The organism is Pseudonocardia sp. NPDC049154, from assembly GCF_040648315.1.
In the GTDB taxonomy this organism is placed as follows: domain Bacteria; phylum Actinomycetota; class Actinomycetes; order Mycobacteriales; family Pseudonocardiaceae; genus Pseudonocardia.
This window is the reverse complement of the sequence record NZ_JBEZDN010000099.1, coordinates 1-20,739: the sequence shown is the minus strand read 5'-3', so window position 1 is coordinate 20,739 and position 20,739 is coordinate 1. Positions and strand designations below refer to the sequence as shown.

The window sequence follows — 20,739 nt, the reverse complement described above, 5'->3', positions numbered from 1 at the left end:
CACCCCGGCCCCTCGGACGCAGCCCCATCCGTCCGTTTGACCGGGAGTTCACCGTGAGCAATCCCTACCTGGCGCGCCGGCGTTCCGAGTACGACGCGCTCCGCCAGTCCATCGAGGGCATCCAGAACCGCGCCGCGCAGGAGAACCGCGACCTCACCCCCGAGGAGCTGACTTCGGTCCGCTCGCAGGGTGAGCAGGCGCAGACCCTGGCCGCCGAGATCACCGACCTGACCGAGATCCAGAACCGCCACGCCGCGGTCGCCTCCCTGGCCGCCGAGGTCGCGCAGGACGCCCCCGCGCAGGCTGAGGAGACCCGCACTGTCCGGGTCGGCACCACGACCACCCGCGACCGCGACCCCGGGCACTACCGGAAGGACGGCGGCCGGTCGTTCTTCGGTGACCTCTTCGCCGCCCGCAGCCTCCAGGACGAGACGGCGCAGCGTCGCCTGATCGAGCACAACCGCGCGCTGGACATGGCGGGTGAGGGCCCTGGCGTCATCCCGCCCGTGTGGATGGCCGAGGAGTTCCAGGAGCTGGCCCGCCAGCAGCGCAAGGTGGCGAACGCCGTCCGGAACATCGCGCTGTCGTCGGCCGCCCCGATCTCGATGCCGAAGCAGACCGCCGGCACCGATGACGTCGTCGCCGACCAGGCGAACGAGAACGACCCGACCAGCTTCACCGACGCCTGGGACTCGGGTGTCGACACGGTCGCCCCGCGTGCCACCGCCGGCGGTCAGAAGCTCAGCCGTCAGATGCTCGACTCGGGCAACCCCGCGGTCGACGCGATGATCTACGACGACCTCGTGGCGTCGTACAACCTGAAGGTCGAGGCGAAGGTCGTCGCCGCCATGGTGGCCTCCGCCGGCACCGCGGTGAAGACGTACGCCACGAACGCCGCGTGGACCACGAGCCTGTCCCCGTCGGACACGAACTACGTCGGTGACGCCCTGGTGGACGCCGCCCTCGCGGTGCGCACCTCGCGGAAGCTGCCCGCGAACATCCTCGTGTCCGCGGTGGCCCGGTACGGCTCCCTGCTGAAGATCAAGGACAGCACGGGCCGGCCGCTGATCCCGGCCGCCTCCGGTGGCCCGGTGAACATCATCGGCCGCGGTGACGTCGCCACGGACGGCTACCTCGACACGGCCGCCCTGTCGATCCTCGCGACCGACGGTGTCCCGGCCACGTTCCCGGAGTCGGTCCTCGTCGCCCGGGCCCAGGACGTGATCCTGTTCGAGTCGCCCACCCTGCGGTTCAAGTACGAGGAGCCGGACGGCCCCGAGACGATCCGCCTGGGCATCTGGGCCTACACCGCCACCTACGTGAAGTACGCGGGCGCGTCGGTGAAGCGCATCGCGATCACGGCCGCCAGCTGAGCGGGGGCGGTAGCGATGGCATGGGCACCTGACTACGTCACGGAGGACGAGCTCGCCGCGTTCGTGGAGGTCGAGGACGTCCGGGATGACGTGCCGATGGGCCTTGCCATCGCTGCCGCCTCCAGGGCGATCGACCGGACCACCCGCCGGCAGTTCGGCCGCGTGGACGCCCCGGAGGCGCGGTTCTACACCGCCCGCTGGGACGACCTGCGGGCCCGGTGGGTGGTCCCGATCGACGACCTCATGGACGACGCGGGGCTCGAGATCGCTTTCGACGAGGACGAGGACGAGACGTACGGGGCTCCGATCACGGTGCACGCCCTCCGGCCGGTGAACGCCGCGCAGAAGGGCCGCCCGTGGGAGGACCTCGTCGTCCCGCCCCGGTCGGCGGTACAGCCGACCACCCTCGACGCCGGCGTGAAGGTCACGGCCCGCTGGGGCTGGACCGAGGTCCCGACGGCGGTGAAGGAGGCGTGCCTCCTCCAGGCGTCCCGGGTGCTGAAGCGCCGCCACGCCCCGTTCGGGGTCGCCGGGTCACCGGAGGCTGGGTCGGAGGTCCGGCTCCTCGCGAAGGTCGACCCGGACGTGGAGGTCGCCCTCGCGGGCTACAAGCGCGGCGCAGGCCGTGGCGGGGCGGTGTTCGCATGAACCTGGCCGCCGTCATGGACGACCTCGGAGAGGCCCTGAAGACGATCGAGGGGCTCCGCGTCTTCCCGTACTGGGCGGAGTCGGTGCAGGTGCCGGCCGCCGTCATCGGGTGGCCCGACCCTCTGACGTACGACGTCGCGTTCGCGCGGGGTGCCGATCAGGTCGAGCTGCCCGTGATCTGCCTCGTCGGGAAGGTCGACGCCCGCACCGCCCGGGACCGGGCCGCCGCCTACGCGAACGGCTCCGGCCCGTCGTCGGTGAAGGCCGCGATCGAGGCCCACACCCCCACCGCCTACAGCACCGTGCGCGTCGCGCGGTGCGAGTTCGGCACCTACATCGTCGCGTCGGTCGAGTACCTCGCGGCGACGTTCTTCCTCGACATCATCGGAACAGGAGCCTGACATGGCTTTCGTCCACGGCAAGGGCACGGCCGTCACGATCGGCGGCGACGACCTCTCCGCCTTCGCGAACAACGTCGCGTTCAACCGCTCCGCGGACTCGCACGACGTCACCACCTTCGGCAAGAACAGCAAGGTGTACGTGGGCGGGCTGAAGGACGGCACCGCCACCGTCTCCGGGATTTACGACGACGCCGCCCTCACCGGCCCGGGTGCCGTCTTCCGGCCGCTGATCGGTTCGACGGTGGAGCTGGTCTACATGCCCTCCGGTGACGGCACGGGCAAGACCACCCACACCGTGGACGTCGTCGTGACCGCCTACGAGGAGACCGCGCCCGTGGCCGACATGGTCACTTGGTCGGCGACCCTCCAGATGTCCGACGACATCACCGACGGCGTCGCGTCCTGACGCTACTGATCTCAGGCAACTACTGAACACGGAGGAGCACCGTGAGCAACGTCAGCAAGGAAACCCTGTTCAAGGCTCGACTGACCGAGGAGGACGTCGAGATCCCCGGCGTCGGGACCGTGCGCATCCGTGCCCTGTCCCGCGCCGAGGTCCTCGCGTTCCGCTCCCGGAAGGTCGAGGACGTGGCCGACATGGAGCGCGCGCTCCTGTCCAAGGGCCTCGTCGAGCCGGCGCTGACGGAGGACGAGGTCCGGCAGTGGCAGGAGGCGTCCGCCGCCGGGGAGCTGGAGCCCGTCACCCGCGCGATCTCCCGGCTCTCCGGCATGGACGAGACCGCCGCGAAGGAGGCGGTGAAGAGGTTTCGAGGCTGAGCCCGACCGGGAGATGGCGTTCTACATCGCCGACCGCCTGGGCATGACGGTGGCCCGCCTGGAGGCCGAGATGTCCAACGCCGAGTTCGTCGAGTGGCAGGTGTTCCACGCGCGGAAGGCGCAGCGCCGCGAGCTCGCCGAGAAGATGCAGAAGCACGGGAGGTAGGCAGGTGCCGTCCGCACCGAACCCGATCCGCGTCGAGGGGCTCCGGGAGTTCAACCGGAACCTCCGGCGGATGGACAAGGACCTCCCGAAGGGGCTCCGCCTCGCCGGGAACGAGGCCGCGAAGATCGTGGTCGACGAGGCGAAGCCCCGGGTCCCGATCGGCCCCGGCCGGGGTGGCCACGCGGCCTCGTCGATCAAGGCCGCCTCGACCCGCACCGCAGCCCGCGTGAGCGCCGGCGGGAAGCGGTTCCCGTACTACCCCTGGCTCGACTTCGGCGGGCGTGTGGGGCCGAACAAGAGCGTCCGCCGCCCGTTCCTGAAGAAGGGCCGGTACATCTGGGCCGCCTTCGATGACCGCCGGGACGACGTCGAGCAGGTGCTGAACACGGAGCTGGTCAACGTCGCGCGGTCCGCCGGGATCGGGGTCGACTGATGGCAGGCAACGGCCCCACGATCCGGCTGACGTTCGCCGGTGACTCCACGGACCTCGAGCGCGCCATGTCCCGGGTCGGTGACTCCGCCGGGCAGATGGAGAAGCAGTTCAGCGTGAAGTCCGCGGGCCTGGCCGTGGCGGGTGCCGCTGCCGGTGCGGGCCTGTCCGCCGCGTTCGCGGAGAGCCTGGAGTTCGACTCCGCGGCCGCGAAGCTCGAAGCGCAGATGGGCGCGGGGTCGCAGGCGGCGAAGGACGCCGGTGAGATCGCCGGCAACCTCTACTCCTCCGCCTACGGCGACAGCCTCGATCAGGTCGGCGAGGCCGTCCGGATGGTGATGCAGTCGGGCGCTGTCATGGAGGACGCGACCAACGAGCAGATCCAGGGCATCACCGCGAACGTCCTATCCCTGTCGGAGGCGTTCGGTCAGGACCTCGCAGGCACCACGAACGCGGTCGCGCAGATGATGCGGACCGGGCTGGCCCCGGACGCACAGACCGCGCTGGACATCCTCACGGCCGGGTTCCAGAACGGCGCGGACAAGGCCGGGGACCTCCTCGACACCTTCAATGAGTACGGGACGCAGTTCCGGAAGGTGGGCCTCGACGGCGCGGCCGCGATGGGCCTGATCTCGCAGGGCCTCCAGGCGGGTGCCCGTGACGCGGACATCGTCGCGGACGCGATCAAGGAGTTCAGCATCCGGGCCGTGGACGGCTCGAAGACGACGATCGACGGCTTCACCGCTCTGGGCCTGTCCGCCGAGGACATGGCCGCGAAGATCGCCGCCGGTGGACCGACCGCGTCCGCCGCGCTCGACACCGTCCTCGACCGGCTCCGCGGGGTGCAGGACCCGACCGAACAGGCCCGGATCGCTGTCGAGCTGTTCGGCACGCAGGCGGAGGACCTCGGTGCCGCGCTCTACGCCCTCGACCCCTCGGAGGCGACCGCCCGGCTCGGGGAGTTCGGCGGGGCGGCGCAGGGCGTGAACGACACCCTCCAGGACACCGCCGCGAACAAGATCGAGGAAGCCAAGCGCGGTTTCCAGGACCTGATGTTCAGCGTCGTCGGGGTGCAGGGCCCGGTGGGCGACGTCGCCGCGAAGGTTGTCGGCCTCGGTGGTGATGCCGTCACCATGGCGGGGTCCCTGGGCATGGCCGCGGTCGCCTTCCGCGGACTCGGGATCGCCTCCGGCATCGCCACCGCGGCGCAGTGGCTGTGGAACGCCGCCCTGTCGGCGAACCCGATCGGCCTGGTCGTCCTCGCGATCGCTGGCCTCGTCGCCGGGCTGATCTGGGCCTACAACAACGTGGGCTGGTTCCGAGACGGCGTCAACGCCGCGTTCGGGGCCGTCCGCAACTTCATCGGCGGTGCGGTCGACTGGATCTCCGGCAAGTGGTCCGGGCTGATGGGCTGGTTCCGTGGCTTGCCGGGGCAGATCGGCGGGATCTTCAGCTCCGTCGGCGGGGCGATCTCCGGAGCCTTCCGGTCCGCGTTCAACTTCGTGGCCGACCTCTGGAACTACACGATCGGCCGGCTGTCGTTCAACATCCCGGACTGGATCCCGGGCATCGGCGGCCGGGGCTTCTCCATGCCGAAGCTCCCGAAGTTCCACACCGGCGGCGTCGTGCCCGGCGCGCAGGGCCAGGAGATGCTGGCCGTCCTCCAGGCCGGTGAGCGGGTCATCCCGACCGACCGCTCCGGCAACGGGGGCGGGACGACGATGACGTTCCGCGGGAACACCTCGGACGCCCTCGCGACGGTCATCCAGCACATGATCCGCACGGGGCAGATCGAGGTGGCCGCCCGATGAGCTTCCCTAGCCTGGTCCCCGGGCAGTCGGCGGACGGCTTCTCCCCGGGCGGCACCGGAGCCATCTCGGCCACGCTGCCAGCTGCGGCCACCGCAGGGAACCTGATCGTCTTCGCCATCGGCGGCGACAAGAACATCGGCACCCTGGCCCTCCCCGGGTTCACCCCGACGGTCGACCTGCGCTCTACCTCTACCTCGCTGGTCATCGCCTGGAAGGTCGCCACTGGGGGCGAGACCACGATCTCGGGCACCGTCGGCGCGAACGGCGCGGGCCTGAACACCTGGGTCGGCGAGTACGCGCAGACCGGCTCCGGCGCGTGGCAGGTGCAGGCGTCGGCGACACACAACACCGACGAGACCAACGTGGCTGCCTGGTCGTCGGGTACCGCCGGCGCGGCCGCCCAGGACGGCCTGGCGATCGCCGCGTTCTCCGTCGACTCGGTGACCTCGGACTCGGTCGACACCTTCTCCAACAGCTACACCACCCGCCGAACTCAGGGCGGCGGCGGTAGCGAGGCCGGGCTGTGGGTCGGCGAGAAGCAGGTACCGCAGGGCGCGACCACCGAGACCACACTGACCCGCTCCGCCCCGGTCACCGCTGACCAGATGTCCGGGGCGGTGGTCGTGTTCGGCCGGGCCGTCGTCGTCGCCCCGGTGGGCACGCCGCTGATCCCGGAGCTCCCCGGCGCTGCGGTCCTGGTCGAGGCCGCTTGGGGTGCGGACCTCACCGACCTCACCGGGGCATCCTGGACGTGGAGCGACATCACCGAGGACGTCCGCCAGGAGCAGGGCATCTCTGGGTCCCTCGGGCGGAACGACGAGATGTCCAACGCGAACCCCGCGAAGCTGTCCCTGAAGCTCGACAACGCCACGGGGCGGTACAGCCTGGGCGGTCAGTCGCCGCTGTGGCCGAACGTCCGCCGGAACACCCCGGTGCGGGTCCTGGTGAACCCCGCCGACGGTGGGGGCTCGAGGACCGTGTTCCAGGGGTACGCCGTCGGGTTCACCCCGGGCTGGGACGACGACACCGGGAAGGTGCCCGTCGTCGAGCTCGAGGCCGCCGGCGTCCTCCGCCGCCTGGTGCAGGGGAAGGACCCGCTCCGGTCCGCGCTCTACCGATTCCACACGATGTCTCAGACCGTCACCGCGCGGCCGGCCGAGTACTGGCCGCTGGAGGAGGACAAGGCTGCGACCCTGGGCGTCTCAGCGTCCGGCGGCGGCCCCGCCGTCTTCTCCCCGCAGGAGTACAGCGGCGCGTACTACGGGAAGGTCAAGTGGGGCGGGGACACCGACAACCCGGCCACCGAGCGCGCACCCGAGATGTCCGCCGGCGGTCAGCTCACGCTCCCGGTGCGGTCGTCCCTGTTCAGCAACTACTGGGCTATGACGTGGTCGATGCGGTACTCGCTCACGTCCGGGGCGTTCCTGCGCATCCGCACCGACGACGAGCGGGACAACTTCTTCCACTACCTGATCTTCTACACCTCGGGTGCTGTCGAGTGGTTCGGCGTCCACAAGACGGGGCAGTTCACCGCGGCCTACGCCGTCGCCCCTCCGCCCTACACCCTCGATGACATCTGGCACGACTACCGGATCTCGGTGGACCAGAGCGGCGGGACCGTCTTCTGGTACCTCTACCGGGACGGCGCGATCATCGCGTCCTACAGCGCGACCCCCGGGTTCCGCGGCCTCCCCCGGTCCGTGGAGATCATCTCTTCCCCGAACCCGGGCGGCACCGAGGACCCGGTGGCCGCCGGCCACGTCGCGCTCTGGACGTCGAACGTCTCGCAGCCCGCGGTCACGTCCGCTCACCAGGCGCACCGCGGCGAGCTCGCAGGTGCCCGCCTCTCCCGGCTGTGCACGGAGCAGGACATCCCCATCACCATCACGGGGACGACGGTCAACGCGATGGGCCCGCAGCGGCCGCTGGGGCTGGTGCCCCTACTCCGGGAGTGCCAGGACGCGGACCTCGGGGTCCTCTATGACGGCGTCGGTCCGGGCCTGGCGTACCTCGCTCGGGACCAGCGGGAGAACGCGACGGTCGACGTCACGCTCGACGCCTCGCAGCTGGTCGCCCCATTCGAGCCCGTGGACGACGACCAGCGCACCGTGAACCGCTCGACGGCGACCGCGCGGTCCGGGGCGAAGTACACGGCGGAGGACGCGGACGGCCCGCTCGGTACGGCCGCGGTCGGGGTCTACGACTCCTCGGTCGAGGTGAACCTCGACGCGGACGGCGACGTGCCGCCGTTCGCTGACTGGCAGGTCCACCAAGGCACGCAGGAGGGGTACCGCTACCCCTCGGTGTCCGTGGATCTCCGCGCACAGCCCGTTCTAGCGCCCGCTGTGCTGTCCCTGGAGCCTTCCACCCGGCTCCGGGTGGAGAACGTCGGCTCCGTCATCTCCGCCATGCCTGAGGGCGACGTGGACCTCCTCGTCGAGGGTCTGACGTGGGACCTCTCCCCGTTCGGTTGGAAGGTCAAGGCGAAGTGCTCCCCGTACTCGGTGTGGCGGGTCGGGACGATCGCCTCCCCCACCGGGGACACCTCGGACGGGCTGGAGCGACCGGACACCGACGGCTCGACGGTCGCCTCGTCCGCGGCCGCGGGTGCCACGACGCTGTCCGTGTCGACGCCGTCCGGGCCGCGGTGGACCACCGCCGCCGATGACTTCCCGCTCTACCTCTCCGTGGGCGGGCTGAAGGTGCGCGCTACCGCGTGCTCCGGGACCGGGACGACGCAGTCGTTCACGGTCGACCCCCTGCCCGTCGCTCGAGCCTCCGGTTCCTCGGTGGCCGTCTGGAACCCGCCCGTCCTGGGCCTGTGAGGAGACCATGAGTTTCACCGCCGGTCAGAAGCTCCGGGCGTCGCAGATGCCCGGCTACACCTGCACCTCGACGACCCGCCCCACCGGACACACGGGCCAGACCATCTACGAGACCGACACCGGCATGGTCGCGCTCTACACCGGGACGGGCTGGAACTACCTCGTGCCCACGGGCGAGATCGGATCCGACGCCGCGTTCAACGGCTCCGCCGCGCAGACGATCGCCAACACGACGGACACCATCTTCGCGGCTGGCACGACGGTCATCTCCTCGCCGCTGGTCACCCGCACCACGTCCGGTGTCGGACACCGCTTCACCCTGAACCGCACCGGCCGGTGGGCGTTCATGTTCAACCCCCGCTGGGGCGCACCCGGCGGCGCGATCGGGGGCGAGCGGTACGCCGCGATCCGCAAAGGCACGGCCGTCATCGCCTCCAACGGCTTCATCTCGCAGGCGCAGAACAGCCCCACCACCATGAACGTGAACTGCATCCAGCGGTGCACCTCGGGCGAGTGGATCGAGTTCTGGGTCTACCAGAACAGCGGCGGGTCGAGGGACCTGGAGAACAACAGCGGCGCGTCCTGGGGCCGTTGTCAGCTGACGTGGCTCGGACCCTGACCCCACCGACTCCGGCCGGGTGCCGATGCTCCCGGTACCCGGCCGGGCCCACACACTGGAGGTAGCGGCGATGGCCGTGGACATGACGATCAGGGCGGGCGACTCGCACCTCTCCCCCACGTGGGCCGTGGTGATCGCCGGCCAGGCTGTGGACCTGGAGGAGGAGTGGACGGTCCGGGCGCAGGCGCGCGACTCGGACGGGGACCTCGTGATCGACTGGCAGACCCAGGGGCGGGTACTCCTCGGGTCGGCGGACGTCACGGTGGGGTCCGGCACGGTGACGACCTCGACGGTGCGGCTGTACCTGCCGCCGGCGGTGACGGAGGACCTCGAGGCCCGGGACCGCCTGCTGTACGACGTCGAGATCAGCCACCCGACGTTCGGCCCGCTCGATGACCTCTACCGGGTCACGCTGCGCTCGGGTACGGCGCGGATCGTCCGGGACGTGACCCGATGACCGCCCCCGACGTGACCGTGATCCGGGTCGGCGGCGAGGGCCCGCAGGTCGTCCGGATTGGCGACGAGGCAGCGCCGGAGCCGATCTACGTGCCCGGATCGGGCGTCTCAGCTGGTCCCGCCGGGCCGCAGGGTGAGCCCGGCCCGAAGGGTGACAAGGGGGACACCGGACCGCAGGGCCCGAAGGGCGACACCGGCGCTACTGGGGCTCAGGGCCCGAAGGGCGATCAGGGGGATCAGGGACCTCAGGGTCTTCAGGGGATTCAGGGCGTCGCGGGCGAGCAGGGCCCGCAGGGTCTCCAGGGCCCGAAGGGCGACACTGGGCCGGCCGGACCGAAGGGCGACACCGGCGAGCAGGGCCCGCAGGGGCTTCAGGGGCCCGCCGGAGAGACCGGCCCGGCTGGACCCAAGGGCGACACCGGCGATACCGGACCGGCGGGACAGGACGGCTCAGACGGCGCTCAGGGCCCCGCAGGCGAGCCGGGAGAGCAGGGCCCGGCGGGACCCAAGGGCGATAAGGGCGACCCTGGTGATCCGGGGCCCGCCGGTCCCGCCGGCGCGGACGGAGCGACCGGAGCGACCGGGCCGAAGGGCGACCCGGGCGACACGGGACCTGCCGGACCGAAGGGTGACACCGGCGACACCGGACCGGCGGGACCGAAGGGCGATCAGGGCGACCCCGGTCCCGCGGGCGAGCAGGGCCCGCAGGGTCTCCCCGGCGCGGATGGTGCTCAGGGGCCTGCAGGGCCCGACGGTGCTCAGGGCCCGAAGGGCGACAAGGGTGACCCCGGTGAGCAGGGCCCGCAGGGTCTCCAGGGCCCGAAGGGTGACACCGGCGACACCGGACCCGCTGGCGCGGATGGTGCTCAGGGCCCGAAGGGTGACCCCGGTGATCAGGGGCCGCAGGGTCTCCAGGGTGTCCAGGGCATCCAAGGTGAGCAGGGGCCTGTCGGTCCGACAGGGCCGAGGGGCGATACCGGGGACACGGGCCCGCAGGGTCTGAAGGGCGATAAGGGCGACACGGGCGACCAGGGGCCGCAGGGCCCGAAGGGCGACACCGGGGCCACCGGGCCTGCTGGACCCGAGGGGCCTTCCGGCGGGTCGACGTATGCCGGCACCACGACGGGGAAGCTGGAGGTCGTCGAGCATTTCGTCCAGTCCGCCAACATCGCGTCCCGGTTCAACTCCATCTCCTCCGGCACCGGGGCCGGTACAGGCACCTTCCCCGCGGCCTCGACGTACGGCGGGCGCTCGGTGGTGTCCCGGACGACCGGCACCACCGCGACCGGCATCAGCGGGTTCGGCGCGATGACGAACAGCATCTACCCCGGGCCGCCCGGTCCCGGCTACACCGTGTCGGGCAAGTGCTCGATCATGTTCCCGGTCATCACCGACGCTACGCAGACGTACCGCTTCGAGTTCGGCCTCACGAACATCACCGCGGCCACCGACACCTCGTCCGCCGGTGCGTGGGTGGAGTTCGGCGGGACCTCGGGTGCCCTCTCCATCAAGAACGGCGCGGGCACCTCGGGCACCATCACGAACCCCGTCACCATCGCCGCGAACACCTGGTACGAGATCGAGTTCGTTTGTGCGCCGACCGGCACGGTCACCTTCTGGGTGAACGGCACACAGCTGGGGTCGGTCGCCCTCACCACGGGGTCGGTGAACATGAACCTCCGGGTCCTCAAGTCCGTCGGCACGACCGGGAGCGTCTTCCTGCTCGACTACATGGCGCTCCGGATCGCCTGACCCCGTCAACCCTCGACCGCACCTCCGCCCTGAAGGAAGGGCCTCACGATGACGGCACGATCAGCAAGGGGACGAGCCGGTGGAAACCCTGCCCACGATCCTGGGCGCGCTGCCGGATCTCGGCATCGCCTCCGGCGTCGTGATCGTCGTGATCGTGGCGTGGAAGATCCTCGGGGCGGAGCGGGAGAACGCCCGGAAGGAACGGGACTACTTCACCTCCGAACGGGAGAAGTACCGGGCGGAGGCGTCCGCGGACAAGCAGGAGCTGAAGGACGAGCTCGCGGCGAAGAAGCAGGAGATCCGGGAGCTGGAGGCGCGGCTCCGGACCGCCCTGTTCGGCGAGGGTGGAGGGCAGCCGGCGGGGCCGCCGCCGCCGTACTCGCCGCCGTCGCCTACATGGGGTTCGCGCTGAACCGATCCGCCGACCGGGTCGAGAAGGAGCAGACCGTCCAGGAGCAGGCGCAGACGATCCGCGAGGTCGGCGACCCCCTGTTGCGTCTGTGCGAGACCGATCCGTCCGTCCGCGCCCGTGTGGGCTCGGCGTGCGACACCGCGGCACAGGCTGTTTCAGCGGCCGCTGAGCCTGTCCGTGACGGCACGGACGGGAAGGCCGGGGTGGACGGGAGGGGCATCGTCGGGACCGAGGTCCGCGATGACGGCCACCTGGTGCTCACCTACTCCGATGGCGCGGTCGAGGACGTCGGCCTGGTCGTCGGCACGGACGGGACCGCAGGGGCATCCGGCACTGGGATTGTCTCGGCGGCGACGGTCGACGGGCACCTCGTCCTCACGTTCACCGACGGCTCGACTGTCGACGTCGGGCAGATCGTCGGGGCGACCGGGGCGGCCGGGCGCGGGGTCACCTCGACCGCCGCGGTGGGCGGACGGCTGATCGTGACCTACTCGGACGGGGCGGTGGAGGACGCCGGCCCGCTGCCGACCTCTCCTCCGGCCCCGCCCGCGGCGCAGCTGGTCATCAACCGCACCGACGGCACGACCGTGACGTGCGACCGGACCGGCGGAGACGACACCGCCCCCGTCTACACCTGCACGGCGTAGCGGGGGCGGAGAGGCTGGAGCACCGGGCGTACTTCCGGGCGGGGGGAGCGCGGGGGCGTACCGCCCGGTGCCGGACCCGATTCTACCTGGCTGGGGCCTGTTTAGGGGCGGATCACGTCCGCCCTCGGGGCTCCGGGGCAGAGGTTCGTGGAGGCGGATCGGACGACCTGCTCGACGCCGTCACGCGGGTAGAGGTCCCCGGCGAGTCCCTCGCGGACCCCGTACTCGATCAGGTCGGGCACGAGCCACCCGGCGTGCAGGGCCGCGCAACTCCAGTGCCCGGCGTAGAGGACCCGCCCGGCGTAGCCGTCCTGGTAGTGGAACGTGACGTCCTGGAGGAACCTCTCGTCCGCGCTCGTGGCCGCCGTGATGGCCACCCCGGCCGTGGCACCGATCCCGAGGAAGGCCCCGGCCGCGAGGATGAACGCCGCGACTCGAACCCCTCGGTTCTTCCTGGTGGAGGTAGAGGGAATCGAACCCTCGTCCCCCGACGTTCCGCGTGCGGCTGTCGTCGAGGTCGACACCTGACGTACCCCCTTTGTGCTGGTCACAACGATATCAGTAGAAGCCTGAAGGGCCGGAGATCAGTAGTTGCCTGATCTCCGGCCGATCAGTAGGTCAGCCGACCCGCTGGGCGCGCGGGGCGGTGGAGTACCGGACGGCGAAGGCCCGGTCCTCGTGGATCGGTTCGTCCGCGATCACGCAGAGCAGGATGTCCCCGTCCGTCATGTCGAGCTCGACGACGTTCCCGGCCAGCATCGGCTGCTCCAGGGTGGCGAGGGCCCGCCGCAGGGCGTCGCGGACCTCGGGGGTGTTCCAGAGGATCATCGGTTCTTCCTTCCGTGCTGGTGCCGGAACCCACCGGGGCCCGGGGTGTCGATGGACGACGTGCGGGACGTGAAGTTGTGGCTGAATGGGCCGATCTTGATCCCCCACGACCACCGACCGGACTGGGTCACCGTGGCGTAGAGCGGGCCGAAGGTGAACCGCTTCCTCGCGTAGAACTTCACGCCGCCATCCTCTCCGCGCCGCGGGCGTTCTTGTGGGGGGTCTGAGACATCAGGGAGGCGAGACGGGCACGGGGTCCGGCGTCGCCGGTGATGTGGTCGTTCCACTCCGTGGCCACCTGGCACGCCTCCCCGAACTGCCGGCGGAGGACGAGCTCGAACACCTTCACGCGGATTGGGCTCGGGGTGGCGGGGTGCATCGGGGGCACCGCCAGGAGGGTGTGCTGGTCGACTCGGATAGCGATCCGGTCGGCGCTGATGATGCGGGCCATGACTTCCACTTCCTGTCTGTGGGTTGGTCACCCGCCGGGCCGGGGGTCGAGCCGCGGCCCGGCGGGGCGATCAGGTTGTTACTGAGTTCAGGCTTCTACTGAGATTCAGACGATGCGAGGGTTCGACCGGCGGGCCGCCTGACGCTCCTCGCGGGCCTGGAGGATCTCGTCGAGCCGCGCCTGGTGCTCGGCGAGCTGGGCCTCCCGGCGGGCGGCGTACTCCGCGATCTCAGCCTCCCGGCGCTCCCCCTCGACGAAGTCGCAGTAGCGCCACCGGAAGGTCATCACGGCCAGGCCGCCGAACAGGCCCGCGAAGAACAGCGCCTGCCCCTGCTCCTGCTGGATGTAGAACGCGCCGGCGAGGTAGAGCGCGGTGACGAAGACGAGGAACCAGGGAGTGAAGGCGCGGACGGCGTAGCGGAGGGCGTTGCGGTTCATGGTGTGCTCCTGTCGCACGTTGTCTCGGCGGGTCGAGCGCCGGAGGGGAGTCATCGGGTGTGGATGTCGGACTGGGGACCGCGCTCAGCCTCGAGGCCGAGGGCGATCAGGTGCTCCGCGGCGGAGCTGATCGAGCGGTGGGTCCGCTCCCGGTAGGCGTCGAGCTCCGCGTAGAGGTCGGGACGGAGCCGGGTCTTCACCAGCTTCCGGTTTGCGTCGCTGTTGGTCGGGGCCATGAACAGAAGGTACCACAGTGGGCCCACTCCGGTACAACTTTGGGCCCTACGTATTGGATCACAGTTTGGTCACGGGCCTGTTCATGCGGATACTGACCCGCCTGAGGTACTGAGCCGCTGGGGAGCGCGATCATGATCCTGTCTGTCTGCAACACGAAGGGCGGCAGCTCGAAGACGACCACTGCCGCCTACCTCGCCCACGCCCTCGTCGAGCAGGACGTGAAGGTCCTCGTGATCGACGCGGACCCGCAGGGGAGCATCACCCGCTGGGCCGAGATGGCGGACTGGACGATCCCTGTCCGGGGCATGGCGTCCACCCGCCTCCACGTGCAGGACGTCGGGGTCGAGCTGGAGGCCCGCGGGCACGACGCCGTCATCATCGACACCCCGGGCACCGACGAGCGCCGCGCGATCGTGGAGTCCGCCGTCCGGGCCTCGACCCACGTCCTGGTGCCCGTCGCCCCGACGAGCATCGAGATCGAGCGCATGGCGTCGGTGAAGGAGCTGATCGACGACGTCGCGCACATGGGCAGGCACACGGCCCCGCCGGCATCCCTCGCCCTACTGACCCGCACCATCCCGAACGCCGTCGCGACCACCGAGTACCGCGAGCTGCTGACGGAGGAGGGGTGGCACGTCCTCCGCTCGACGGTCGCCCGCCGCGAGGTGTACGCGCAGGCGTTTGGCGGTCCGATCGAGCGCGCCACGGCCACGGCCTACGGGGACGCACTGGAGGAGCTGCTCGGGGTGAAGACGCCGTGAGCGTCTACCCCGTGCCTGAGGAGGGCCTCGACTCCCGCTTCACCGCCGGGCTCCTCGGCGACGTCGCCCGCGTGCTGGAGTCCCACGGCTACCCGAAGGTGACCGACGGTTCCGACTGGGTTCGACTTCAGCAGGCCCTGTACCGCTTCCTCTACCAGGAGGAGTCATGAGCAACGCGCGTGACCGGGTCCGATCACTCCGGGCCCGCGACGTGAAGCCGGGAGAGGACGACTCAGGGCCCGCTGAGACGCCCGATCCCAAGATCCGCGAGCGGTCCGACCCGAACCGGCGGGTCCGGCAGACAGTCGACCTCAGCGAGCAGAGGCACAAAGAGCTGGCCGCGTGGCGCATGGAGACCGCCCTCGCGCTCGGGGTCACGCGGGTGACGACGCAGGACGTCCTGGCCGCCGCGGTGAACGCGATCCTCCGGGACCCGACCGTCGCCCGGCACGTCCGGGCGCAGATCGAGACGGAGAAGGAGCAGGAGGAGCTGGAGCGCCGGCGGGCGAAGAGCCGCTAATCGTCGGCCCGGGCTGGCACGTCCCACAGCTCGAGCAGCCGCGCGAGGTGCTCACCCTCGATAGGCGGGGCGGCGGCGACCGCGACCCGGATGTGAGCGAGGGCCTCGGGGCTCAGCCGGGCAACCGCCTCGCCATACAGAGTCATCCCTGCTCCTCCTCGTCGGCCAGGTCGTCGGCGATGATCGCCCCGAGGGCCGCCACCGTCGGATTGTTCCGCTCCCGGTTGTCCCGGTCGTACCGCGCGGTCGTCTCCGTCGAGGTGTGCCCCATCTGCACCTGCACGTCCCGGATCGGCACGCCGGCGTCGAGCGCGAGGGTGGTCGCAGTGTGCCGGAGGCTGTGCGGGGAGACGTTCCGGTCGGTGATCCCGGCGCGGAGCGCGGCGTACTGGAGTGACCGCGCGGCCGCGGTGCGGTTCCACCGTCGCCCCGCCCTGTCGACGAAGATCGGGCCCCGGCGGTCCCGGACGTACCGGCGGACGGCTCGGGCCGCCTCGACGGGCACCTGCACGGGCACCCGGTCCTCACTGCCCTTCCGGACGACGTAGAGGTACCACTCCGCACCCTCGCGCTTCAGGTGGTGCACGTCTGCCCCGAGGGCCTCACTGATCCGGACCCCGGACCCGGCGAGGAGCTGGACGAGGGCGTACAGCCGCGGGTTCGGGCGGGCGATGTCCCGGAGGCGGGTCAGCTCCTCCGCCGACAGCTTTCGCGTCACGGACCGCTTCCCGACCTCCGGCCGTGGGGTGCGCTCCGCCGGGTTCTGCGGGATCACCTCGCGCGCCTGCTGCTGGAGGAAGCGGTAGAAGCTCGACACGGCGTTGATCCGGCCGGCTCGGGTGGACGCCTTCAGCTCACCGAGGTGCCCGTCCTTCAGGTCCGCGGCGTACTCGCCCATCTGCCACGGCATGAGGGTGGCGACGTCGTACCCCTTCCTGTCGACCCACTCGAAGAACACGGAGAGGTCCCGGCGGTAGCGGGCGGGGGTGTGGCGCGACCGCGCGCCCTTCTCGCGGAGGAACTTCTCCAGGGCGTCGTTCCGGGCGGCGACGTTCGGGGGGAGCGCGACCCCGGAGGCGGTGTTCCGGACGACGAGCTCGCCGGAACCCTCCCCGCGAAGGTCCTCGGAAGTCTGTTGCATACGTCTGAGTATGTCACATCGTGGTACGGTGTCAGGTATCTACTGAGACTCAGTAGAAGCCGGACCTCAGTACGCTACTGAGACCGGAAGCAAGACGGGCAGGGGTCGGCCTCGACCGCCGAACTCCCTGCCCTAACCGAACCGCCTCGACAGGAGAGGGGGTGCGGCTATGTCGCATCTTCCCATTCGCCATCACACCCACACCGGGGGTGCGTGATGGCGCGGCTGTTTCTCGTCCTCGTCGCCGCCGTGGTCGTGATCGTCGTGTGGCTGACCGGACCGAGCACCCCCGAGGTGCTCCCGCCCACCCCGGCGTCGCTCTGCTCGAGCACCGACCGGGAGACCGCCTCCGTCATCCGCACCTTTGAGGGCGGGGACGTGGAGGTCACGCCGTGCACGGACTGAAGGCACGATGGGGCCGCACCTGGCCCGTGCTCCTCGCGGTCGGCACCGTGTCCGCCGTCGGGGGACCGGCCGCGGTCGCGTCCTACCGCCACGCCCGCGAGGTCATCGCCGACCACGGCGACCCGGTCATGGCTCCGTGGCTCGCACTGACCACGGACGGGATGCTCCTCGCCGCCCTCGTCGTGATCTGGGTCCGCCGGCACCGAGGGGAGGCCGCGGGGGCCGGTCCGCTCGCAGCGTTCTGGGCCGGCATGACCGCCACCCTTGCCGCGAACCTCGCGGCCGCGGAGTGGTCCGTCATCGGCGTGATCGTCGCGCTGTGGCCTCCGGTATGTCTCGCGATCACGCTGGAGCTGGTCGCCCTCGTCGCCCACCGGACCGCCCGGACCGCCGAGGCGGACCACCCGGACCGGACCGCCGTCGAGGAGACCGGACCGCTGGAGCTGGAGGCCGGACCGGAGGAGTGGTCCGACCCCTGGGACCGCTGGGCCGGACCGGCGGTCCACGAGCGGACCGCCGACGAGCGGACCGCGGACCGGACCGGGGCGGACCGGGCCCTGACCAGCGACGGACCGGCGGACCGCGTCGTCGAGGACGAGCTGGTCCCGGCGGTCCGGGAGTGGGCGGTCCGGCAGACCGGACCGATCAGCCAGCGGGCGGTCCGGGCCGAGTTCGGCGTCGGGGCGGTCCGGGCCGCGAAGCTCCTGGAGGCGGTCCGATGAGCCGGGCCGGGGTGTTCTTCCACCGCATCGTCCGGGCCATCCGAACGTTCTTCCGGGCCTTCCGGACCGCCGGACCGGGTGCCCAGTCCAGGAGCCGGTCCGCCGGACCGTCCCGCCCCTGGCCGCGCTGCATCGCCTGCCACCGCCCCGCCGTCGCGGACCTCTGCCCCGAGTGCGGGGTGTGCACGACGTGCTGCAACCCGGAGAACCACGAGAAGGAACAGGACCCCACCGAGTAGTCCCCACCCGCCGCGCGGCCGCCTCGACCACGGCCGCCGGCGGGACCACCACGACGTCGACAGGAGACGACCGTGACCGCATTGGAACGACTGACCGAGCACAACCCCGAGAAGGCACCTCTCGACACCTCCGCCCCCGTGATGCCCGAGTGGGCCCGCTCCCGCGAGGGGTGGAAGGGCACGATCCGCATCGGCCTGCTCCGCGGCTGGTACCGCACGAAGCGGTTCGTCGTGATGCTGCCGAAGCTCCTGCTCCTCCTCATCTGCTACTCGCCCCGCGGGCTGGGCCGGCTGACCCGCAGCCTGGCCCGGTGGATCTACGACATGGATTCGGCCGAAGTTCGCCACGCCCACGCGGAGCGCACCGAGACGTCCGACTACGTCAAGGCCCACAACGCCCGCCGGGCGAACCTCCACGCCCGGCTCCTCGTCGCCCTGACCGTGCTGACCGTCGTCGTCGGCCCGATCCTCTGCTGGTACGCGCCGTGGTACCTCGGTGGCCTCGTCGGTTTCGGCGTGTTCGTGGCCGTGGTCAAGATGATCCCCGGCAAGTCCCCGTGGGAGTTCGTCGTGGCCGCCGGCCTGGGCGTCGCCGCGGGGCTCCTGCTCCCGCAGTACGTCTTCCCGCTGGTCCCGCAGCCTCCGGCGTGGGTGTGGCCGATCCTCGCGGTCGTCGTCGTCCTCGCCCTCGGGTGGCACGGCCGGCGACTCGGGACGCCGCTGGTCGCCGACGCCGGGAACGTCGCCCCGGGCGCGATCGAGAAGCCGAACAGGGAGATGGTGCTCGACGCGCTGACCGCCTCCGTCAAGGGCATCACCGACAAGCACCGCGACGCCTTCCGCGTGCACCAGCCGGGTGTAGCGCGAGCTCGGCACGGCTACTACCTCTCGCTCGAGCTGCCGCCCGGGTTCACCGTCTCGGACGTCATGGAGTCCCGCGAGGAGTTCGCGGCCGCGCTCCGCCGACAGCTCGGCGCGGTCTGGCCCGGCCGTGGCGGGATGCACCCCGGCCACCTGCGCCTGTTCATCGGGGACGAGCCGATGGCGACCGCGGAGCAGAGCGCGTGGCCGCTGGCCGAGTGCAAGCCGGTCGACGTCTTCACCGCGCTGGATCTATTCACTGATCAGGAAGGACGTTGGTTCGCTCAGCGTCTCGTCTACAACGCGCTGGTCATCGGGGGTGCGCCCGGCTACGGGAAGTCGTTCGCGCTCCGGTCGCTCGGGGTCGCGATCGCCCTCGACCCGCGGGCCCGCTTGGTGATCCTGGACGGCAAGGGCAACGGCGACATGCGCCCGTTCCGGCTGGTCGCCCACGGCTACCACGAGGGTGACGAGCCGGAGGAGATCGCCGACCAGCTCCGCGCCGTCCAGGAGCTCAGGGAGGAGATGCGCCGGCGTTCCCGGTTCCTGCGGGACCTGCCCGCCTCGGAGAACCCGGAGGACAAGGTCACGAGCGACCTCGCCGACCGCTACGGGCACCTCGCCCCGACGTTCCTGCTGGTCGACGAATGCCAGGTGTACACCGAGAACCCCGACAAGAAGATCCGGGAGGCGTTCATCGAGGCCCTGGCCGACATCGTCCGCCGGGGTCGGTCCGCCGGGATCGTGCCGATCTTCGCGACGCAGAAGCCGTCCGCCGACGTCATCCCGACCGCGATTACCGACAACTGCTCCGTCCGGCTGTGCTTCAAGGTCAACGGGCAGCGCGCGAACGACGCCGTCCTCGGGAACGAGATGCACAGCTCCGGGATCAAGGCCACGAAGTTCGGGCCGGACGACAAGGGGCTTGCGTGGCTGAAGGGTGACGGGGCGGAGCCGATCGTCGTCCGCACCGTCCACGGCCTGGACAAGCCGAAGGCGGAGGAGATGCTCCTGAAGGCCCGTGCGCTCCGCGAGGCCCGCGGTCTCCTCACCGGGTACGCCGCGGGGGAGGAGGCGGAGCGCGAGGAGGCTCAGGCCGATCTCCTGGCCGACGCGCGGGACGTCATGGATCACCCGCCGGTCAAGGCGATGCACCTGACGACCATGCTCGAGGCCCTGCACCTGCTCCGCCCCGGCATCTGGGGGCACCTCGGGGATGCGGAGGCCCTCGGGGATGCGCTCCGGACCGCCGGGGTGAACGTCCGCCGGCAGCTGAAGGTGGGCGGGAGGAACACCTCGGGCGTCCGCCGGGAGGACCTCGACGTCGCCGCCACGAGCGACGAGGACCCGGACGACGAGGGCGGTCAGGTGGTGCCGATCGGTAGGTGACCCGGCTGGAGGGGTAGGCGACCGCCTACCTCTCCGCCTACCTACCTGACCAGCGGAAACCCGCGAAGGTAGGCGAGACCCTGGACAGCGCGGAACCCCCGGAATCAGGCCGATCCGGGGGTTCAGGCGTCTACTGAGCCGCCTACCGCCTACCTCTCGTCGTCGTCGCCGAGGACCTTCCCGCCCTCCCCGCGCCACGCCTCGACCGCCTTGTCCGTGGCGAGGTTCGCGACCTCTTTCGCCGCCTGGTGCAGCGTCCGGTTCGTCGACTGGGCCAGGACGTCCACAGCCGGCATGGCGTCCTCGATCCGGGCGGTGACCATGTCCGGCATCGCCGCAAGGATGGACGCCACGGCGTGCTCGATCCCCTCCGTCATCGCCGGCAGGCGAGTCAGCCGGTCGACCAGCTGCGCCGCGAGCGTGATCGTCG

At 71.1% G+C, this 20,739-nt stretch carries 31 protein-coding genes and 1 other RNA gene; 21 read left to right on the top strand and 11 right to left on the bottom strand.

Annotated elements, in window-relative coordinates:
* The first annotated feature begins 53 nt into the window (after positions 1-53).
* The 11 genes from AB0B41_RS32350 to AB0B41_RS32300 all read left to right on the top strand — a co-directional run bounded on the left by AB0B41_RS32350 (position 54) and on the right by AB0B41_RS32300 (position 9,507).
* Complete coding sequence (locus AB0B41_RS32350) at positions 54-1,373, top strand: hypothetical protein (protein ID WP_358210109.1); 1,320 nt, start codon at positions 54-56, stop codon at positions 1,371-1,373.
* 15 nt (positions 1,374-1,388) lie between these two features.
* Positions 1,389-2,021, top strand: coding sequence for a hypothetical protein (locus AB0B41_RS32345; RefSeq protein ID WP_358210107.1), 633 nt, complete (start codon positions 1,389-1,391; stop codon positions 2,019-2,021).
* Positions 2,018-2,422: a hypothetical protein gene (locus AB0B41_RS32340; RefSeq protein ID WP_358210105.1), complete on the top strand. Its 405-nt coding sequence runs from the start codon at positions 2,018-2,020 to the stop codon at positions 2,420-2,422. Before AB0B41_RS32345 ends, AB0B41_RS32340 begins: the two co-directional genes overlap by 4 nt.
* A gap of 1 nt (position 2,423) precedes the next feature.
* Positions 2,424-2,828: a hypothetical protein gene (locus AB0B41_RS32335; RefSeq protein ID WP_358210103.1), complete on the top strand. Its 405-nt coding sequence runs from the start codon at positions 2,424-2,426 to the stop codon at positions 2,826-2,828.
* A 41-nt stretch (positions 2,829-2,869) separates the two neighbouring features.
* Positions 2,870-3,199 carry a hypothetical protein gene (locus tag AB0B41_RS32330; RefSeq protein ID WP_358210101.1) on the top strand — a complete coding sequence of 110 codons (330 nt, stop codon included), beginning with the start codon at positions 2,870-2,872 and terminating at the stop codon, positions 3,197-3,199.
* Positions 3,200-3,212: 13 nt separating this feature from the next.
* On the top strand, positions 3,213-3,365 hold the full coding sequence (locus tag AB0B41_RS32325; RefSeq protein ID WP_358210099.1) for a hypothetical protein: 153 nt from the start codon (positions 3,213-3,215) through the stop codon (positions 3,363-3,365).
* A 4-nt stretch (positions 3,366-3,369) separates the two neighbouring features.
* On the top strand, positions 3,370-3,798 hold the full coding sequence (locus AB0B41_RS32320) for a hypothetical protein (protein ID WP_358210097.1): 429 nt from the start codon (positions 3,370-3,372) through the stop codon (positions 3,796-3,798).
* Positions 3,798-5,606: a phage tail tape measure protein gene (locus tag AB0B41_RS32315; RefSeq protein WP_358210095.1), complete on the top strand. Its 1,809-nt coding sequence runs from the start codon at positions 3,798-3,800 to the stop codon at positions 5,604-5,606. The genes AB0B41_RS32320 and AB0B41_RS32315 overlap by 1 nt, the downstream gene beginning before the upstream one ends.
* The gene (locus AB0B41_RS32310) at positions 5,603-8,431 is read left to right on the top strand and encodes a hypothetical protein (RefSeq protein ID WP_358210093.1); all 2,829 of its coding nucleotides are present in this window, start codon (positions 5,603-5,605) and stop codon (positions 8,429-8,431) included. The genes AB0B41_RS32315 and AB0B41_RS32310 overlap by 4 nt, the downstream gene beginning before the upstream one ends.
* Positions 8,432-8,438: 7 nt before the next feature.
* Complete coding sequence (locus AB0B41_RS32305) at positions 8,439-9,050, top strand: hypothetical protein (protein ID WP_358210091.1); 612 nt, start codon at positions 8,439-8,441, stop codon at positions 9,048-9,050.
* Positions 9,051-9,120: 70 nt separating this feature from the next.
* The gene (locus AB0B41_RS32300; RefSeq protein ID WP_358210089.1) at positions 9,121-9,507 is read left to right on the top strand and encodes a hypothetical protein; all 387 of its coding nucleotides are present in this window, start codon (positions 9,121-9,123) and stop codon (positions 9,505-9,507) included.
* Positions 9,508-9,956: 449 nt separating this feature from the next.
* On the opposite strand, the gene AB0B41_RS32295 is transcribed toward AB0B41_RS32300, so the two are convergent.
* Positions 9,957-10,439: a hypothetical protein gene (locus tag AB0B41_RS32295; protein ID WP_358210087.1), complete on the bottom strand. Its 483-nt coding sequence runs from the start codon at positions 10,437-10,439 to the stop codon at positions 9,957-9,959.
* A 324-nt stretch (positions 10,440-10,763) separates the two neighbouring features.
* Between AB0B41_RS32295 and AB0B41_RS32290 the strand changes: the two genes are divergently transcribed.
* The 3 genes from AB0B41_RS32290 to AB0B41_RS32280 all read left to right on the top strand — a co-directional run bounded on the left by AB0B41_RS32290 (position 10,764) and on the right by AB0B41_RS32280 (position 12,317).
* On the top strand, positions 10,764-11,258 hold the full coding sequence (locus AB0B41_RS32290; RefSeq protein WP_358210085.1) for a hypothetical protein: 495 nt from the start codon (positions 10,764-10,766) through the stop codon (positions 11,256-11,258).
* A gap of 79 nt (positions 11,259-11,337) precedes the next feature.
* Positions 11,338-11,670, top strand: a complete 333-nt coding sequence (locus AB0B41_RS32285) for a hypothetical protein (RefSeq protein WP_358210083.1) — start codon at positions 11,338-11,340, stop codon at positions 11,668-11,670.
* Positions 11,655-12,317 (top strand): hypothetical protein, encoded by a 663-nt coding sequence (locus tag AB0B41_RS32280; protein ID WP_358210082.1) that lies wholly within the window; start codon positions 11,655-11,657, stop codon positions 12,315-12,317. The genes AB0B41_RS32285 and AB0B41_RS32280 overlap by 16 nt, the downstream gene beginning before the upstream one ends.
* 101 nt (positions 12,318-12,418) lie before the next feature.
* On the opposite strand, the gene AB0B41_RS32275 is transcribed toward AB0B41_RS32280, so the two are convergent.
* From AB0B41_RS32275 to AB0B41_RS32245, 7 genes are all read right to left on the bottom strand, one after another.
* Positions 12,419-12,694, bottom strand: a complete 276-nt coding sequence (locus tag AB0B41_RS32275) for a hypothetical protein (protein WP_358210080.1) — start codon at positions 12,692-12,694, stop codon at positions 12,419-12,421.
* A 77-nt stretch (positions 12,695-12,771) separates the two neighbouring features.
* Positions 12,772-12,854: a transfer-messenger RNA gene (gene ssrA, locus AB0B41_RS32270) on the bottom strand.
* Positions 12,855-12,935: 81 nt separating this feature from the next.
* Complete coding sequence (locus AB0B41_RS32265) at positions 12,936-13,145, bottom strand: hypothetical protein (protein WP_358210078.1); 210 nt, start codon at positions 13,143-13,145, stop codon at positions 12,936-12,938.
* The gene (locus AB0B41_RS32260; protein WP_358210076.1) at positions 13,142-13,327 is read right to left on the bottom strand and encodes a DUF4236 domain-containing protein; all 186 of its coding nucleotides are present in this window, start codon (positions 13,325-13,327) and stop codon (positions 13,142-13,144) included. Before AB0B41_RS32260 ends, AB0B41_RS32265 begins: the two co-directional genes overlap by 4 nt.
* Complete coding sequence (locus AB0B41_RS32255; RefSeq protein ID WP_358210074.1) at positions 13,324-13,596, bottom strand: hypothetical protein; 273 nt, start codon at positions 13,594-13,596, stop codon at positions 13,324-13,326. Before AB0B41_RS32255 ends, AB0B41_RS32260 begins: the two co-directional genes overlap by 4 nt.
* A gap of 105 nt (positions 13,597-13,701) precedes the next feature.
* Entirely contained in the window at positions 13,702-14,034 is a 333-nt protein-coding gene (locus AB0B41_RS32250; RefSeq protein ID WP_358210072.1) for a hypothetical protein, read from the bottom strand.
* Between the two features lie 50 nt (positions 14,035-14,084).
* The gene (locus AB0B41_RS32245) at positions 14,085-14,270 is read right to left on the bottom strand and encodes a hypothetical protein (protein ID WP_358210070.1); all 186 of its coding nucleotides are present in this window, start codon (positions 14,268-14,270) and stop codon (positions 14,085-14,087) included.
* Positions 14,271-14,402: 132 nt separating this feature from the next.
* On the opposite strand from AB0B41_RS32245, the gene AB0B41_RS32240 reads away from it, so the two are divergent.
* From AB0B41_RS32240 to AB0B41_RS32230, 3 genes are read left to right on the top strand one after another with little or no spacing between them, the layout of a single operon-like run.
* Complete coding sequence (locus AB0B41_RS32240) at positions 14,403-15,032, top strand: ParA family protein (protein WP_358210068.1); 630 nt, start codon at positions 14,403-14,405, stop codon at positions 15,030-15,032.
* A complete protein-coding gene (locus AB0B41_RS32235; protein WP_358210066.1) occupies positions 15,029-15,202 on the top strand; it encodes a hypothetical protein in 174 nt (57 codons plus the stop codon). Before AB0B41_RS32240 ends, AB0B41_RS32235 begins: the two co-directional genes overlap by 4 nt.
* Complete coding sequence (locus AB0B41_RS32230; protein WP_358210064.1) at positions 15,199-15,552, top strand: hypothetical protein; 354 nt, start codon at positions 15,199-15,201, stop codon at positions 15,550-15,552. Before AB0B41_RS32235 ends, AB0B41_RS32230 begins: the two co-directional genes overlap by 4 nt.
* Here AB0B41_RS32230 and AB0B41_RS32225 read toward each other — a convergent pair.
* Positions 15,549-15,698: a hypothetical protein gene (locus tag AB0B41_RS32225; protein WP_358210062.1), complete on the bottom strand. Its 150-nt coding sequence runs from the start codon at positions 15,696-15,698 to the stop codon at positions 15,549-15,551. The two genes, AB0B41_RS32230 and AB0B41_RS32225, sit on opposite strands and share 4 nt — an antisense overlap.
* Positions 15,695-16,693 (bottom strand): tyrosine-type recombinase/integrase, encoded by a 999-nt coding sequence (locus tag AB0B41_RS32220; RefSeq protein ID WP_358210060.1) that lies wholly within the window; start codon positions 16,691-16,693, stop codon positions 15,695-15,697. The genes AB0B41_RS32225 and AB0B41_RS32220 overlap by 4 nt, the downstream gene beginning before the upstream one ends.
* A gap of 216 nt (positions 16,694-16,909) precedes the next feature.
* Here AB0B41_RS32220 and AB0B41_RS32215 point away from each other — a divergent pair, with 216 nt between their 5' ends.
* From AB0B41_RS32215 to AB0B41_RS32200, 4 genes are all read left to right on the top strand, one after another.
* On the top strand, positions 16,910-17,098 hold the full coding sequence (locus AB0B41_RS32215; protein ID WP_358210058.1) for a hypothetical protein: 189 nt from the start codon (positions 16,910-16,912) through the stop codon (positions 17,096-17,098).
* A complete protein-coding gene (locus tag AB0B41_RS32210; RefSeq protein WP_358210056.1) occupies positions 17,086-17,820 on the top strand; it encodes a DUF2637 domain-containing protein in 735 nt (244 codons plus the stop codon). Before AB0B41_RS32215 ends, AB0B41_RS32210 begins: the two co-directional genes overlap by 13 nt.
* On the top strand, positions 17,817-18,059 hold the full coding sequence (locus AB0B41_RS32205; protein ID WP_358210055.1) for a hypothetical protein: 243 nt from the start codon (positions 17,817-17,819) through the stop codon (positions 18,057-18,059). The genes AB0B41_RS32210 and AB0B41_RS32205 overlap by 4 nt, the downstream gene beginning before the upstream one ends.
* A 72-nt stretch (positions 18,060-18,131) precedes the next feature.
* The gene (locus AB0B41_RS32200; RefSeq protein ID WP_358210053.1) at positions 18,132-20,309 is read left to right on the top strand and encodes an FtsK/SpoIIIE domain-containing protein; all 2,178 of its coding nucleotides are present in this window, start codon (positions 18,132-18,134) and stop codon (positions 20,307-20,309) included.
* Positions 20,310-20,458: 149 nt separating this feature from the next.
* Here the strand turns inward: AB0B41_RS32200 and AB0B41_RS32195 are convergent.
* Positions 20,459-20,739: hypothetical protein (locus AB0B41_RS32195; protein ID WP_358210051.1), on the bottom strand; the 281-nt coding region annotated here is incomplete at its 5' end.

Coding starts and splice junctions, on each gene's coding strand:
- AB0B41_RS32305 (WP_358210091.1), top strand. CDS start 8,439: ATGAGTTTCACCGCCGGTCAGAAGCTCCGGGCGTCGCAGATGCCCGGC.
- AB0B41_RS32240 (WP_358210068.1), top strand. CDS start 14,403: ATGATCCTGTCTGTCTGCAACACGAAGGGCGGCAGCTCGAAGACGACC.
- AB0B41_RS32215 (WP_358210058.1), top strand. CDS start 16,910: ATGGCGCGGCTGTTTCTCGTCCTCGTCGCCGCCGTGGTCGTGATCGTC.
- AB0B41_RS32265 (WP_358210078.1), bottom strand. CDS start 13,145: ATGATCCTCTGGAACACCCCCGAGGTCCGCGACGCCCTGCGGCGGGCC.
- AB0B41_RS32245 (WP_358210070.1), bottom strand. CDS start 14,270: ATGGCCCCGACCAACAGCGACGCAAACCGGAAGCTGGTGAAGACCCGG.
- AB0B41_RS32220 (WP_358210060.1), bottom strand. CDS start 16,693: ATGCAACAGACTTCCGAGGACCTTCGCGGGGAGGGTTCCGGCGAGCTC.
- AB0B41_RS32225 (WP_358210062.1), bottom strand. CDS start 15,698: ATGACTCTGTATGGCGAGGCGGTTGCCCGGCTGAGCCCCGAGGCCCTC.
- AB0B41_RS32250 (WP_358210072.1), bottom strand. CDS start 14,034: ATGAACCGCAACGCCCTCCGCTACGCCGTCCGCGCCTTCACTCCCTGG.
- AB0B41_RS32340 (WP_358210105.1), top strand. CDS start 2,018: ATGAACCTGGCCGCCGTCATGGACGACCTCGGAGAGGCCCTGAAGACG.
- AB0B41_RS32205 (WP_358210055.1), top strand. CDS start 17,817: ATGAGCCGGGCCGGGGTGTTCTTCCACCGCATCGTCCGGGCCATCCGA.
- AB0B41_RS32345 (WP_358210107.1), top strand. CDS start 1,389: ATGGCATGGGCACCTGACTACGTCACGGAGGACGAGCTCGCCGCGTTC.
- AB0B41_RS32335 (WP_358210103.1), top strand. CDS start 2,424: ATGGCTTTCGTCCACGGCAAGGGCACGGCCGTCACGATCGGCGGCGAC.
- AB0B41_RS32230 (WP_358210064.1), top strand. CDS start 15,199: ATGAGCAACGCGCGTGACCGGGTCCGATCACTCCGGGCCCGCGACGTG.
- AB0B41_RS32325 (WP_358210099.1), top strand. CDS start 3,213: ATGGCGTTCTACATCGCCGACCGCCTGGGCATGACGGTGGCCCGCCTG.
- AB0B41_RS32280 (WP_358210082.1), top strand. CDS start 11,655: ATGGGGTTCGCGCTGAACCGATCCGCCGACCGGGTCGAGAAGGAGCAG.
- AB0B41_RS32315 (WP_358210095.1), top strand. CDS start 3,798: ATGGCAGGCAACGGCCCCACGATCCGGCTGACGTTCGCCGGTGACTCC.
- AB0B41_RS32300 (WP_358210089.1), top strand. CDS start 9,121: ATGGCCGTGGACATGACGATCAGGGCGGGCGACTCGCACCTCTCCCCC.
- AB0B41_RS32255 (WP_358210074.1), bottom strand. CDS start 13,596: ATGGCCCGCATCATCAGCGCCGACCGGATCGCTATCCGAGTCGACCAG.
- AB0B41_RS32310 (WP_358210093.1), top strand. CDS start 5,603: ATGAGCTTCCCTAGCCTGGTCCCCGGGCAGTCGGCGGACGGCTTCTCC.